Source organism: Nocardioides alpinus, assembly GCF_900112035.1.
Taxonomy (GTDB): Bacteria; Actinomycetota; Actinomycetes; order Propionibacteriales; family Nocardioidaceae; genus Nocardioides; species Nocardioides alpinus.
The window spans coordinates 296,465-309,032 of sequence record NZ_FOKC01000003.1; the positions used below are offsets into that span (position 1 = coordinate 296,465).

At 71.2% G+C, this 12,568-nt stretch carries 12 protein-coding genes; 2 read left to right on the forward strand and 10 right to left on the reverse strand.

From position 1 onward, the window contains the following. Nucleotides 1–5: 5 nt before the first annotated feature. From BM127_RS09165 to kduI, 9 genes are all read right to left on the reverse strand, one after another. Nucleotides 6–1,103, reverse strand: a complete 1,098-nt coding sequence (locus BM127_RS09165) for a sugar kinase (protein ID WP_091197643.1) — start codon at nt 1,101–1,103, stop codon at nt 6–8. After that, nucleotides 1,100–1,768: a bifunctional 4-hydroxy-2-oxoglutarate aldolase/2-dehydro-3-deoxy-phosphogluconate aldolase gene (gene eda / locus BM127_RS09170; RefSeq protein ID WP_091197646.1), complete on the reverse strand. Its 669-nt coding sequence runs from the start codon at nt 1,766–1,768 to the stop codon at nt 1,100–1,102. The genes BM127_RS09165 and eda overlap by 4 nt, the downstream gene beginning before the upstream one ends. Beyond that, nucleotides 1,765–3,255 (reverse strand): aldehyde dehydrogenase family protein, encoded by a 1,491-nt coding sequence (locus BM127_RS09175; RefSeq protein ID WP_091197648.1) that lies wholly within the window; start codon nt 3,253–3,255, stop codon nt 1,765–1,767. The genes eda and BM127_RS09175 overlap by 4 nt, the downstream gene beginning before the upstream one ends. Nucleotides 3,256–3,347: 92 nt before the next feature. Further along, nucleotides 3,348–4,355: an ABC transporter permease gene (locus BM127_RS09180; protein WP_231263347.1), complete on the reverse strand. Its 1,008-nt coding sequence runs from the start codon at nt 4,353–4,355 to the stop codon at nt 3,348–3,350. A 3-nt stretch (nt 4,356–4,358) separates the two neighbouring features. After that, nucleotides 4,359–5,921, reverse strand: coding sequence for a sugar ABC transporter ATP-binding protein (locus BM127_RS09185; protein WP_091197652.1), 1,563 nt, complete (start codon nt 5,919–5,921; stop codon nt 4,359–4,361). Continuing rightward, nucleotides 5,918–6,865, reverse strand: coding sequence for an ABC transporter permease (locus BM127_RS09190; RefSeq protein WP_091197655.1), 948 nt, complete (start codon nt 6,863–6,865; stop codon nt 5,918–5,920). The genes BM127_RS09185 and BM127_RS09190 overlap by 4 nt, the downstream gene beginning before the upstream one ends. A 68-nt stretch (nt 6,866–6,933) precedes the next feature. Beyond that, nucleotides 6,934–8,019: a sugar ABC transporter substrate-binding protein gene (locus BM127_RS09195; RefSeq protein WP_091197658.1), complete on the reverse strand. Its 1,086-nt coding sequence runs from the start codon at nt 8,017–8,019 to the stop codon at nt 6,934–6,936. A 145-nt stretch (nt 8,020–8,164) separates the two neighbouring features. After that, complete coding sequence (gene kduD, locus BM127_RS09200) at nt 8,165–8,920, reverse strand: 2-dehydro-3-deoxy-D-gluconate 5-dehydrogenase KduD (protein ID WP_091197660.1); 756 nt, start codon at nt 8,918–8,920, stop codon at nt 8,165–8,167. After that, nucleotides 8,917–9,732, reverse strand: a complete 816-nt coding sequence (gene kduI, locus BM127_RS09205; RefSeq protein ID WP_175507367.1) for a 5-dehydro-4-deoxy-D-glucuronate isomerase — start codon at nt 9,730–9,732, stop codon at nt 8,917–8,919. Before kduI ends, kduD begins: the two co-directional genes overlap by 4 nt. A 173-nt stretch (nt 9,733–9,905) precedes the next feature. Between kduI and BM127_RS09210 the strand changes: the two genes are divergently transcribed. Further along, a complete protein-coding gene (locus BM127_RS09210; protein ID WP_091197666.1) occupies nt 9,906–10,706 on the forward strand; it encodes an IclR family transcriptional regulator in 801 nt (266 codons plus the stop codon). A 3-nt stretch (nt 10,707–10,709) separates the two neighbouring features. Here BM127_RS09210 and BM127_RS09215 read toward each other — a convergent pair whose 3' ends face one another. Next, nucleotides 10,710–11,573 carry a LysR family transcriptional regulator gene (locus tag BM127_RS09215; RefSeq protein WP_091197668.1) on the reverse strand — a complete coding sequence of 288 codons (864 nt, stop codon included), beginning with the start codon at nt 11,571–11,573 and terminating at the stop codon, nt 10,710–10,712. A gap of 83 nt (nt 11,574–11,656) precedes the next feature. Here BM127_RS09215 and BM127_RS09220 point away from each other — a divergent pair, with 83 nt between their 5' ends. Continuing rightward, nucleotides 11,657–12,535: an EamA family transporter gene (locus BM127_RS09220; protein ID WP_091197992.1), complete on the forward strand. Its 879-nt coding sequence runs from the start codon at nt 11,657–11,659 to the stop codon at nt 12,533–12,535. Nucleotides 12,536–12,568: the final 33 nt, after the last annotated feature.

A 12,568-nucleotide genomic window follows, 5' to 3' on the forward strand; every position in this document is an offset into this window, starting at 1 on the left:
CCGGCTCAGCGCCGTACGCGCGCGCTCCCACCTCCGGCGAGGGCGCGCACTTCCGCTGCCGTCGCCATCGAGGTGTCGCCCGGCGTGGTCATCGCCAGCGCACCGTGGGCGGCGCCGAGCTCGAGGCACTGCTGGAGGGGCTCGCCCTCGAGCAGGCCGTAGACCAGGCCGGAGGCGAACCCGTCTCCCCCGCCGACGCGGTCGAAGATGCCGAGGTGGTCACGTGCCTTCGACGCGAGCACGCCCGTCTCCGGGGACCACGCGATCGCCTGCCAGTCGTTGTCGCTGGCCGAGTGGACGGTGCGCAGGGTCGTGGCGATCACCTTGAACCACGGCATCTTCTCCGCGACCGTGCCGACCATCGCCTCGAAGCTGTCCATGGGCAGCGTGCTGAGGTGCTCGTCGACGTGGGCGACCTCGAAGCCGAGGGCGGCGGTGAAGTCCTCCTCGTTGCCGATCATCACGTCGACGTGGCCCGCCAGGCGGGTGTTGACGTCGCGGGCGAACTCCGTGCCACCGATCCCGGCCCACAGGCTGGGGCGGTAGTTGAGGTCGAAGGACACGACGGTCCCGTGCTTCTGCGCAGCTGCCATCGCCTCCTCGGCGACCGCGGCGGCGTTCTCCGACAGGGCGGCGTAGATGCCGCCGGTGTGCAGCCAGCGGACCCCGCGACGACCGAACAGGTCGTCCCAGTCCACGGTGCCCGGAGCCATCTGGGCGATGGCGGTGTTGGCCCGGTCGGAGACCCCGACCGCACCGCGCACGCCGTAGCCGCGCTCGGTGAAGTTGAGGCCGTTGCGCACGCTGCGCCCGATGCCGTCGTAGGACTCCCAGCGGATGAGCGAGGTGTCCACACCCCCCTGCATCACGAGGTTCTCGACGAGGCGGCCGATCTCGTTGTCGGCGAGGGCGGTGACGACGCCGGCGCGCAGGCCGAAGACCTTGCGCATGCCGCGGGCGACGTTGTACTCACCGCCGCCCTCCCACGCCTCGAACCGGCGGGCGGTGCGGATGCGACCCTCCCCCGGGTCCAGGCGCAGCATCACCTCCCCGAGCGCGACGATGTCGAGCTCGCACTCCTCGGCCGGACGGGTCTCGATCATGCGGGGGCTCCTTCTCGGATCGGGGCGCGTTGCGAGGTGGACAGGGCGGCGGTGGCGGCACAGCGGGCGGCCACCTCGTCCCACCGACCGGCTGCGAGCAGGTCGGCGGCGACCATCCAGCTGCCGCCGACGGCGACGACGGACGGGTGGGCCAGGTAGGCGGGGGCGCTGTCGACGGTGATGCCGCCGGTGGGCATGAAGCGCACCTGCGGGAACGCGGCGGCGAGCGCCTTGATCGTGGGCAGGCCCCCGTTGGCCTCGGCCGGGAAGAACTTCACGGTGTCGAGGCCGAGGTCGAGCGCCTGCATGATCTCGGTCGGGGTGCTGATGCCCGGGATCACCGGCACGCCGGCCTCCTGGCAGCGTCGTACGACGACCGCGCTGAGGCCCGGCGACACGATGAACCTGGCACCCGCGTCGAGCGCCTCGTCGACCTGGCGCTCGGTGAGCACGGTCCCGGCACCGACGACCAGGTCGTCGCGCCGGGCGAGCTGCCGCAGGACTGCCGCGGCCTCCGGGGTCCGGAAGGTCGCCTCCGCGACCGGCAGGCCGCCCTCCACGAGGGCGGCCCCCAGCGCATCGGCCCGGGCGGGGTCGTCCAGGACGACCACCGGGACGACCCGGTGCCCGTCCAGCACGTCGACGGGGTCGAGGTGGGGGCTCACCGCAGCTCTGCGATCACGGTCTTGAGCTCGGTGTAGTCGTCCAGGCCGAACGACCCGAGCTCGCGGCCCCAGCCGGACTGCTTGAAGCCACCGCGCGGCAGGGTGACGTCGTCCGCGTGCCAGGTGTTGAGCCAGACCGTGCCCGCGCGCAGCTTGCTGCCGACGCGGTGGGCGGTGCCGAGGTCCTTGGACCAGACACCGGCGGCGAGGCCGTAGACCGTGTTGTTGGCCGCGGCGACGACCTCGTCCTCGGTGTCGAACGGGATGGCGGTGATGACCGGGCCGAAGATCTCGTCGGTCTGGATGGCCATCTGCTCGGTGACACCGGTGATGAGGGTCGGTGCGAAGAAGTAGCCGTTGTCGGCCGCCGGGTCGGCGCTGCCCGCGGCGAGCGTGGCGCCGTCGGCGACCGCGCCACGGACGTAGCCCATGACCTTCTCGTGCTGCTCCTGCGAGACCAGCGGACCCATCGTGGTGGCGGGGTCGAACGCGTCGCCGACCTGGATGGCCTTCGCCGCCTTCGCGACGCCCTCGATGACCTGGTCGAAGACCTCGCGCTGGACGTAGAGGCGCGAGCCGTTGACGCAGCACTGGCCCTCGTTGAAGAAGCCCGCGAGGGCGGCACCGGCGATCGCGGCGTCGAGGTCGGCGTCGGCGAAGATGATGTTGGGTGCCTTGCCGCCGAGCTCGAGGGAGACCTTCTTGAGGTTGCCCGCTGCCGCTGCGGCGATCTTCTTGCCGACCTCGGTGCTGCCGGTGAAGGCGACCTTGTCGACACCGTGGTGCTCGACCAGCGCGGCGCCCGTCTCGCCGAAGCCGGTGACGACGTTGACGACGCCCGCCGGCAGGCCGGCGTCGAGGAGGAGCTGGCCCAGGCGCAGCGCGGTGAGCGGGGTCTGCTCGGCCGGCTTGAGGATGACGGTGTTGCCCGCGGTGATCGCCGGGACGATCTTGAAGGCGGCCATGGTCAGGGGGAAGTTCCAGGGCACGATGCCGGCGACCACGCCGAGCGGCTCCCGACGGGTGTAGGCGTGGAACTCGCGACCGGGCACCGACATCGGGATCGTCGTGCCCTCCATCTTCGTGGCCCAGCCAGCAAAGTAGCGGAACAGCTCGGCGGCCACGCCCACGTCCCCGCGGGCGGAGGCGAGGCTCTTGCCGTTGTCGAGCGACTCGAGCTGGGCGAACTCCTCGGCCTGCTCGTCGATCAGGTCGCCGATGCGCCACAGCAGGTGCGAGCGGTCGCGCGGGCTGAACTTCGACCACGGCGAGCCGGCCTCGAAGGCGTTGCGGGCCGCGACCACGGCGCGGTCGACGTCGACGGCGGAGGCCTGGGCCACCTGGACCAGCACCTGCTCGGTGGCCGGGTTGACGGTGTCGAAGGTCGCGCCGTCCTTGGCGTCGACCCATTCGCCGTCGATCAGCAGCTGCTTGGTCGAGGCCAGGAACGAGGAGACGGCGGGCAGGAGCGAGGAGTTCTCGGACATGGGAGTCCTTCCATGGAGAGCGGGAGTCGTGGTGGTGCGGGGAGGAAGTCGTACGGGAGACAGTGGTGCGCGAGAGGGAGACGAGTGGACGGCTACTTGATGATCAGCACCTTGGATCGGTCGAGGGTGAGCGCGACGGCGGCGACGATGATCGCGCCGTAGAGGATCTGCTCGTAGGCCGACGGGACACCGACGATCGGGAGCCCGACGCGGAGCAGGGTGATGACGAGGGCGCCGACGAGCGAGCGCCAGAGGCTGCCGTGGCCGCCGGTGATGGCCGTGCCGCCGACCACGATGGCCGCGACGGCCGGGAGCAGGAGGTTGTCGGCCATGGTCGGGCTGCCGCTGAAGTTGCGGGAGACCAGCATGATCGCGGCCAGGCCGGCGCACGCGCCGGACACCGTGAACGCCGCCACCTTGACCAGGTCGACCGGCGTGCCGGCCAGGCGAGCCGCCGACTCGGAGTAGCCGGTGGCCCGGACGAAGCTCTCCAGCGGGGTGAGCTTGAGGACCAGCGAGATGGCGGCGACCACGAGCACGGCGACGAAGAACGACATCGGGACCACGCCGCCGACGTAGAGGGTGAGCCACTTGGTGGCGTCGCGGTCGACGATGCGGATCGGTCCGGCGTCGGAGATCACCAGCGCGACGGCCGAGAAGATGCTCATCCCGCCGAGGGTCACGATGAAGGACGGGATCCTCAGCACCACGTGGGCCAGGCCCTGCACCGCACCGATCGCCGCCGCCACACCGATCGCGGCGAGCGTGGTGAGCCCCCCGAGGTCCGGCAGCCACATCGCGAACAGGACCGTGGTCAGCGAGCACAGGGCGGCGATGGAGAGGTCGATGCCGCCGCACAGCACCACCAGCGTGGCGCCTGCCGCGAGCACCGCCAGCGGTGCCGACGTACGCACCGCGGCCGTGAGGCTGCGCTGGGTCAGGAAGTCGGGGTCGGCGATGGTCAGGGCGGCCAGCAGCACGACGAGCGCGATGACCGGCATGAAGGATGTCAGCCGCTGGCCCAGGGTCGGACCGCCCTTGACGGGGGCGGTGTCGCCGGTCGGGCCGACGTCGGGGGTGGCGAGGACGGGAGTGCTCACGACTTAGACCATTTCCTTCACGAGGTCGAGGGGGGTCGGCTTGGCGCCCGAGGGGCAGCCGACCTCCGCGGTCGCCCGGCCGTCGCTCATCACGATGATCCGGTCGGACATGCCGATGGCCTCCTCGAGGCTGTCGGCGAGCAGCACGGTCGCGACACCGCTGTTGGCGAGCTCGCGCATGAGCCGGTAGACCTCGGAGCGGGCGCCGATGTCCAGGCCGCGGGTGGGGTGGTCGAGGAGCAGCAGCCGGATGTCGCCGGCCACCAGCCAGCGCGCGAGCACGACCTTCTGCTGGTTGCCGCCGGAGAGCCGCTGGATGGCGGTGCCACGGTGCGGGGTGCGGATCGAGAGGCGCTCGATCCACTTGTCCACCAGGGTCGCCTGCTTCTGCGGCATGACGAGCGGGCCGGAGCACCGCGACTTCTGCTTGGTGAGGGTCATGTTGTCCGCGACCGACATCGGCCCGACCATGCCCTCGATCTTGCGCTCGGCCGGGACGTAGCCGACACCGGCGGCGCAGGCCGCACGGGTGCCCGACAGGTCGAGCTTGTCGCCGTCGAGGGTGACCTCGCCCGCCTCGATCGGCTCGGCGCCGAAGAGCGCACGGCAGACGTCCTCGCGACCGGACCCGTGGACGCCGACGATGCCGACGATCTCCCCGGCGTGCACGTCGAGGTCGACGTCACGGAAGGTGGCACCGGACAGGCCCTTGACCACGAGGCGGGGCTGGAGCGGCTGGTCGGACCGCTCGGCCGCGGTGTCGTGGTAGTGGTCCTCGGACCCGGTGGAGCCGATCATCATGCGGTGCAGCTCGGCCGGAGCGGCGCTCGCGGTGGACACCTCCCCCACCGACTGGCCGCCGCGGAGCACGAGGACGCGGTCGCAGACGTCGAGCACCTCGTCGAGGCGGTGCGAGACGAAGATGACGGACGCGAACTCGCGCAGCCGGCGCACCTGGGTGAAGAGGGTCTCGATCTCCGCCGACTCCAGCACCGAGGTGGGCTCGTCGAGGATGATCACGGGCGGGTGGGAGGTGCGCTCCTCGATCCGGAGGACCTTGGCGATCTCCACCATCTGGCGCTCGGCGAAGGTCAGCGTGTCGGTGCGCGCCAGCGGGTCGATCTGCGACCCGATCTTGTCGAGCTGCTCCTGGGCGAGCTTGCGCATCGTGTCCCAGCGGTAGAGACCACGGCGTACGCCGGCCCCCTCGCTGCCGAGCACGATGTTCTCGGCGGCCGTCAGGTTGGGGACGAGCGACTGCTCCTGGAAGACCATGCCGATGCCGTGGTCGGCCGCCTCGACGACGCTGCGGAGGCGGACCTTCTCGCCGCGCACCCAGATCTCGCCGGCGTCCGGACGGACCAGGCCGACCAGTGCCTTGAGGAGGGTGGACTTGCCGGCACCGTTCTCGCCGGCGAGGCCGAGCACCTCGTTCTGGTGGACGACCAGGTCGACGCCGTCGAGCGCCTTGACGCCCGGGTAGTGCTTGACCAGGCCACGCACCTCGAGGGCGTGGACCGGGGCCGACGCCTGCGCGTCGGGCTGCGACTGGAGGTGGGTGGTCACTTCGTCACCTGGTTCCTACGACGCTGGGGGATGACTGCTGCCGCGACGGCCGCGACGACGATGAGGCCCTGGACACCGCCCTGCCAGTAGGGGCTGACGCCGACCTGGACGAGGCCGTTGGTCAGCACGGTGACCAGCAGGACACCGACGGCGGAGTGGAGGATGCCTCCGCGACCGCCGGTGAGCAGGGTGCCGCCGACGACGGCGGCGGTGATGGCCGCGAAGTCGTAGCCCTTGCCCGCCTGCACGAGGCCGGCGCTGAGCTGGCTGGTGACCATCACGCCGGCGAGGCCGTAGAACGCACCGGCCAGGGTGAACACGGCGACCTTGTAGGGGGCGACCTTCACCCCGGACAGGGCGAGCACCTCCTCGGCACCGCCGATGGCGAAGGCGTAGCGACCCAGGCGCGAGTAGCACTGGATGAGCCAGCCGATGAGCACGCAGCCGAAGGCGATCCAGGTCAGGTAGGCCAGACCGAGGAACCGCTCGATGGCCCATCCGCGCAGCATCTCGTCGGAGATGTTGGGCTGGACCCCGCCGAACAGGAGCGTGGCCACCCCGAGGCCCACGGCGGAGACGCCGAGGGTGGTCATGAAGGACGGCACCTTGAGCAGCACCAGGGCGAGCCCGCTCAGGCAGCCGAGTGCCGCAGCCAGGAGGACCGCGACCAGGACCCCGAGAAGTCCCCAGTCGTTGCCGTTGCGGTTGTTGGCGACCAGGAGGGACACCGCGATCGCGGCGGCCCCCATGACGCCCGGGGCGGAGAGGTCGATCGACCCCATCATCAGCACGAAGGTGATGCCGCAGGTCACGACGGCGAGGACTGCCGCCGCGTCCATGATGTTCTGCACGTTGCCGATCGTCCGGAATCCGGGACTGATCAGCGCGAAGAGCAAGAAGATGACTGCGAGTGCGATCGGGGGACCTGCGTCCCTGAGCGACACCCCCCGCCGAGGCTGGGGGCGTGGCGGGAGCACGACCTCTGTGTCGGCGCCGGCGGGGGATGTCATGGTCACGAAATCGCGCCCTGCGAGCGGCTGAAGACGTTGTCGCACTCGAAGTCAGCGGCGTCGACCTCGGGAGAGGTGAAGTCGCCGACGTTGTCGCCGGTGATCAGGAACTGCTCGGCGAACCAGGCGCGGTCCTCGTCGGCGATGTCCTCGACGGCGAGCTCACCGGTGGCCACGCAGAAGCCGATGGCCAGGCCGATGCCGCCCTGCCACGGGCCGTCGCTCGAGACGGTCGCGGTCATGGTGCCGTCCTCGATGGCGGTCAGTGCGTCCGGGACGGCGTCGATGCCGACCACGGCCACGTCCGTGCGACCGGCCTGCTCGAGCGCTGCGAGCGCGCCGAGCGCCATGTCGTCGTTGGCGGCCCAGATGCCCTTGAGGTCGTCCCCGTGCTTGGTGAGGAGCGTCTTGGTGACCGCGAGCGCCTCGTCACGGGAGAAGTTGGCGGTCTGGTCGTCGAGCAGCTCGACGTCCGGGTTGGCGGCCAGCGACTCCTCGAGACCGGCGAAGCGGTCCTTGGCGGCGCCGGTGTCCAGGATGCCCTGCAGGGCGACGATGCCGCCCGAGCCGCCGATGGCCTCGGCGAGCGCGTCACCGATCTGCTTGCCCGACTCGACACCGTTGTAGGTGATGTGGCTCAGCCACTGGTCGTAGTCGGCGACGTTGAGGTCGGCCGGCTTGTTCCACTGGGTGACGAGGTAGGCGCCGGCCTCCTCCGCACCCTCGACGATCGGCGGGGTGTCGGAGTCGCCGTTGGGCAGGATGTTCATGACGAGGCACTCGGTGTCGCCGGCGAGGAGCTGGCTGATCTGCTCCTGCTGGCGCGTCGAGTCGCCGTCGTAGGTGAGGCGGTCCTGCGTGAGGCCGACCTGCTCGGCGAACGCGTCGCCACCATCGAGCCACGCGGCCTCGTAGGGGTTGGACTCGTTGCGCACCTGGCCGACGAGGGTGACGTCCTCAGGGGCACAGGCACCGGCCTCGGAGCCGCCGCTGCTGCTGCCGCCGGCCTCTTCACTGCAGCCTGCGAGAGCGGCTGCGGCCAGGGTCAGGCCGAGCACGATTGCGGTCGGACGAGAGGTGAACTTCATGGTCGATCCTCATTCTCTTTCAGTGCCGGTGATCGGCGGGTGGGACTGACTGGGTCAGGTACTGCCCCGAGGAGTGGGTGGTGCTGGTGCGGATGCTGCTGTGTGCGGTTCTGGGTGGGTCCTGGGGTGGGTCTCCGGGTCTCCGTCATCGGGCCATCCAGCCGCCGTCGACGGTCAGGACGTGGCCGTTGACGTAGTCGGCCGCGGACGAGCTGAGGAAGACAGCGGCACCGGCGATGTCGTCGGCCGAGCCCCAGCGTCCGGCCGGGATCCGTTCGAGGATGGCGCGTGACCGGTCGGGGTCTTCGCGCAGGGCGGTGGTGTTGTCGGTGGAGATGTAGCCCGGCGCGATCGCGTTGACCTGGACGCCGTGGGGTCCCCACTCGTTGGCGAGCGCCTTGGTGACGCCCGCGACGCCGTGCTTGCTGGCGGCGTAGGACACGACACGGACGCCGCCCTGGAAGGACAGCAGGCTGGCGATGCTGACGATCTTGCCGTGGCCCCGCTCGACCATGGGTCGGCCGAGCTGCTGGCAGAGGAAGAACATGCCGTTGAGGTTGACGTCCATCACGTGCTGCCAGGAGTCGCGACCGACGGCGACGCTGTCCTCGCGGTCGATGATGCCGGCGTTGTTGACGACGATGTCCACCTGGCGCGACCCGGTCAGGTCGGACCCGACGCGCTCGACGGCGTCGAGGTCGCTGACGTCGAGGTCGATCACGTCCACGGTGCCGCCGAGCTCACGGACGGCGTCGCGGGTGGCGTCCTGCGCACCCGGTCGACCGAGCAGGACGACGTCGGCGCCGGCGCGGGACAGGCCGAGGGCGACCGCGCGGCCGATCCCGCGACCGGCTCCGGTCACCACGGCGCACTTGCCCTGCAGGTCGAACGGGGAGGTCACAGGTCCTCCACCGCCACGGGGCTCAGGTCGGTGTAGCAGTTGTTCTCGCCGGCCATCGCCCAGATGAAGGCGTACGCCCCGGTGCCGGCGCCGGAGTGGATGGACCACGGCGGGGAGATGACGGCCTCACGGTTCTTGACGACGAGGTGACGGGTGGAGCCGGGCTCGCCCATGAAGTGGAAGACCCGGTCGTCCTCGGCGAGGTCGACGTAGCAGTAGACCTCGGTGCGACGCGCGTGCAGGTGCGGGGGGAAGGTGTTCCACACCGAGCCGTTGGCGATCACGGTGACACCGAACTGGAGGACCGAGGTCTGCAGGTCCTGGCCCCAGGCGTAGCGGAAGAGGCTGCGCTCGTTGGCCGAGTCGGCCGACCCGAGGGCCAGCGGCTCCACCTCGGTGTGGGTCAGCTGCTGCGCGGGGTAGGTCGCGTGGGCACCGGCGGAGACGAAGTAGAAGGCGGCCTCGGCACCGGCGAAGGCGACGTCGCTCCCCCGGCCGACGAAGAGTCCGTCGAGGTGCTGCAGCTCGAACTTCTCACCGTCGACGATCACGTGGCCGGCGCCGCCGACGTTGATGACGCCGAGCTCACGTGCCTCGAGGTGGGACTCGGTGCCGAGCACCTCGGTCCAGGCCGGCAGGTCGAGCTGACCCGTGCCGGGCACGGCGCCGCCGATGACCATCCGGTCCTCGTGGGTGTAGGTCGCGTTCACCTCGCCGGCGACGAAGAGGTCCTGGACCAGGAAGTTCTCGCGGAGGTCGGCCGTGGTGGCAGTCTCCGCACTGGTCGGAGCTGTCGAATATCGGACCTGCATCACGCGGCACCCCTTGGTGTTATGAACTGCGTTCGTAGATGTGAACTACGAGGACCATAGACGTGACTCCCGTCACTGGTCAAGGGGTTGAACGTCTGTCCATGTATGCGAACTAGCGCTACGATGGCCGAGCGAGGCGGGGGTCTCGCTCCACCACGGAGAAGAGAAGACGCATGCAGCTCCAGACAGACATCAGTGCCGCGACCAACGGCACTGCCGCCGGACCGGTCAAGTCGGCCGCCCGCGCGCTCGACCTGCTCGACGAGATCGCGGCCCACGGCCCGGGCACCCAGCTCCAGCTGTCGACCCGGCTGAGCATCCCCAAGAGCAGCCTGCACGCGCTGCTGCGCACGATGGTCGACCGCGGCTGGCTGCAGACCGACCCGACCGGCAGCGTCTACCAGCTCGGCATCCACTCCCTCGTCGTCAGCTCGGCCTACCTCGACGGCGACCCCGTCCTCGCGCGCGCCACGTCGGTGCTCGACGAGGTGGCCGCCGCCACGGAGGAGACCGTCCACCTCGGACGCCTCGACGGCTCCGACGTCATCTACACCGCCAAGCGCGAGTCGATCCACCCGCTGCGCATGCACTCCGCCGTCGGTCGCCGGCTCCCGGCGTACGCCACGTCGCTGGGGCGCTCCCTCCTCGCCGAGATGCCCGTCGAGGCGCGCGCCGACATGGTGCCCGAGCACATCGCGCGGATCACCCCCAACACGACGACCGACAAGGACGCCGTGCTCGAGATCATCGAGCAGGCGGCCTACCAGGGCTACGCGACCGAGAGCGAGGAGTCGTGCATGGGCGTGCGCTGCTTCGGCGTGGCGCTCCCCTTCACCCACCAGGCCGTCGACGCGCTCAGCGTCGCGGTGCCGATCAGCCGCCTGGTCGACGGGCGCGAGGACCTCATCATCGAGACGCTGCTCAGCGTCAAGGCGCGGCTCGCCGCCGTGCACGGCAACAGCCTGGTGCGCTGAGGATCACTCCCGCGCCAGTCGTCCGACGACCGCCCGCAGGGGCGCCCACGCGTCGCGTCCACGGCGGGTCACGGCGAACGCGCGCAGTCGCACCTCCGGGTCGCGCAGGCGTACGACGCTCACGCCGCGACGCGACGTGCGCCCGCGCGGGAGCAGCCCGACCCCCCGGCCCGCGACCACGAGGTCGTCGAGGAGCTCGAGGGAGTCGATGCGGTGCACGACCCGCGGCACGAATCCCGCCCGCGACGCCAGCGTCCGCAGGGCGTCCTCGTCGGCGGTGTTGCGGGAGTTGACGATCCAGTCCCGGTCGGCGAGGTCGGCCAGCACCAGCCCGCGGTCCCGCGTCGGCACGCCGACTCCCCACTCCACCTCCCACAGCGCCGTCACCTCGTGGTCGTCGCGCCAGTCCGCCGGCGCGAGGTCGTAGTCGTAGACGAGCGCGAGGTCGACCTCGTCGCGCGCCAGCAGGTCGAAGGCCTCGAGCGGCTCGTGCTCGTGGATGCGCACCTCGATGCCGGGGTGCGCGCTGCGCAGGTCGCCGACGACGGGCAGGAGCGAGCGCCGGATGGCCGAGGCGAAGCCGGCGACCCGCAGCACCCCGACCGGCTCGGCGCTCGGGTCCAGGTCCAGCCGCGCCGACTCCACCGCGGCCAGGATCGTGACGGCGTGGTCGGCGAGCCGGCGACCGGCCGGCGTGAGGCGCACCCGGCGCCCGTCGGGCTCGACGAGCGGCGTCCCGACGTCCCGCGCCAGTGCGGCGATCCCCTGCGAGACGCTCGACGTCGTCGTGGACAGCGCGTCGGCCACCTCGTGCATCGCTCCGAGCCGCGAGAGCTCCAGCAGCATCCGGAGCCGTCGCACATCCATTGCCCTATTGTGTCGACTTCGCGAACGGTATGTCCACCAAAGTCACGTGGACGCGAACGATGCGGATGTCCTTCACTGAGAACATGTCCCTCTCCCCCGCCCGCACCGGCGCCTCCATGGCCGTCGCCTCGATGCTCTGCGTCCAGCTCGGCCTGGCTGCGTCCGTCGGCCTGATCGACGACATCGGATCGACCGGGGCCGCGTGGCTGCGGCTGTTCTGGGCCGGGATCCTGCTGCTGGTGATCGTGCGGCCGCGGCTGCGTGACTACAGCCGCGAGGCGCTGTGGGCCGGCACGGCGCTCGGCGTCGCCACGGGTGGGGTGACCGTGCTCTTCATGGCCGCCGTCGCCCGGCTCCCCCTCGGCACCGCCAGTGCGCTGGAGTTCCTCGGCCCGCTGACGATCGCGGTGGTCCGCAGCCGGGGCGCGGGACGTGCGTGGGCGTTGCTGGCCGCCGTGGGGGTCGTGCTCCTCACCCAGCCGTGGACCGGCGACGCCGACCCGGTCGGGGTGGCCTTCGCGCTCGGCGCCGCCGTGTGCTGGGCTGCGTACATCCTGCTCACGCAGCGCGTCGGCGATGCGGTGAGCGGGCTCGGCGGGCTTGCCATCTCCATGCCGGTGGCCGCCCTGGTCGCGACGGTCGTCGCCGGTCCCGGCGTCTTCGGCGAGATGACGCCGGAGCTGCTGGTGGTCGGCCTCGGGCTGGCGATCCTGCTGCCCGTCGTGCCGTTCGCCCTCGAGCTGCTCGCCCTGCGACGGCTCACCACGGGTGCCTTCGGGACCCTGATGGCGCTGGAGCCTGCCTTCGCGCTGATCATCGGGTTCCTCGCCCTGAGCCAGGTGCCCAACGGCCTCGCCGTGGGTGGCATCGCCCTCGTCGTCGCCGCCGGGATCGGGGCCGAGCGGAGCGGAGCGCGTACGGGGACCGAGGTTCCGGCCGTGGTCGAACGACTGCCGGCCTGACGGCCGACCCCACCACCCGCCGGGAAGACTGGC

Excerpts from the sequence above, each read along its gene's own strand:
- BM127_RS09175 (WP_091197648.1), bottom strand. The coding sequence starts at position 3,255 with ATGTCCGAGAACTCCTCGCTCCTGCCCGCCGTCTCCTCGTTCCTGGCC.
- kduI (WP_175507367.1), bottom strand. The coding sequence starts at position 9,732 with ATGCAGGTCCGATATTCGACAGCTCCGACCAGTGCGGAGACTGCCACC.
- BM127_RS09195 (WP_091197658.1), bottom strand. The coding sequence starts at position 8,019 with ATGAAGTTCACCTCTCGTCCGACCGCAATCGTGCTCGGCCTGACCCTG.
- BM127_RS09220 (WP_091197992.1), top strand. The coding sequence starts at position 11,657 with ATGTCCCTCTCCCCCGCCCGCACCGGCGCCTCCATGGCCGTCGCCTCG.
- BM127_RS09210 (WP_091197666.1), top strand. The coding sequence starts at position 9,906 with ATGCAGCTCCAGACAGACATCAGTGCCGCGACCAACGGCACTGCCGCC.
- BM127_RS09215 (WP_091197668.1), bottom strand. The coding sequence starts at position 11,573 with ATGGATGTGCGACGGCTCCGGATGCTGCTGGAGCTCTCGCGGCTCGGA.
- BM127_RS09165 (WP_091197643.1), bottom strand. The coding sequence starts at position 1,103 with ATGATCGAGACCCGTCCGGCCGAGGAGTGCGAGCTCGACATCGTCGCG.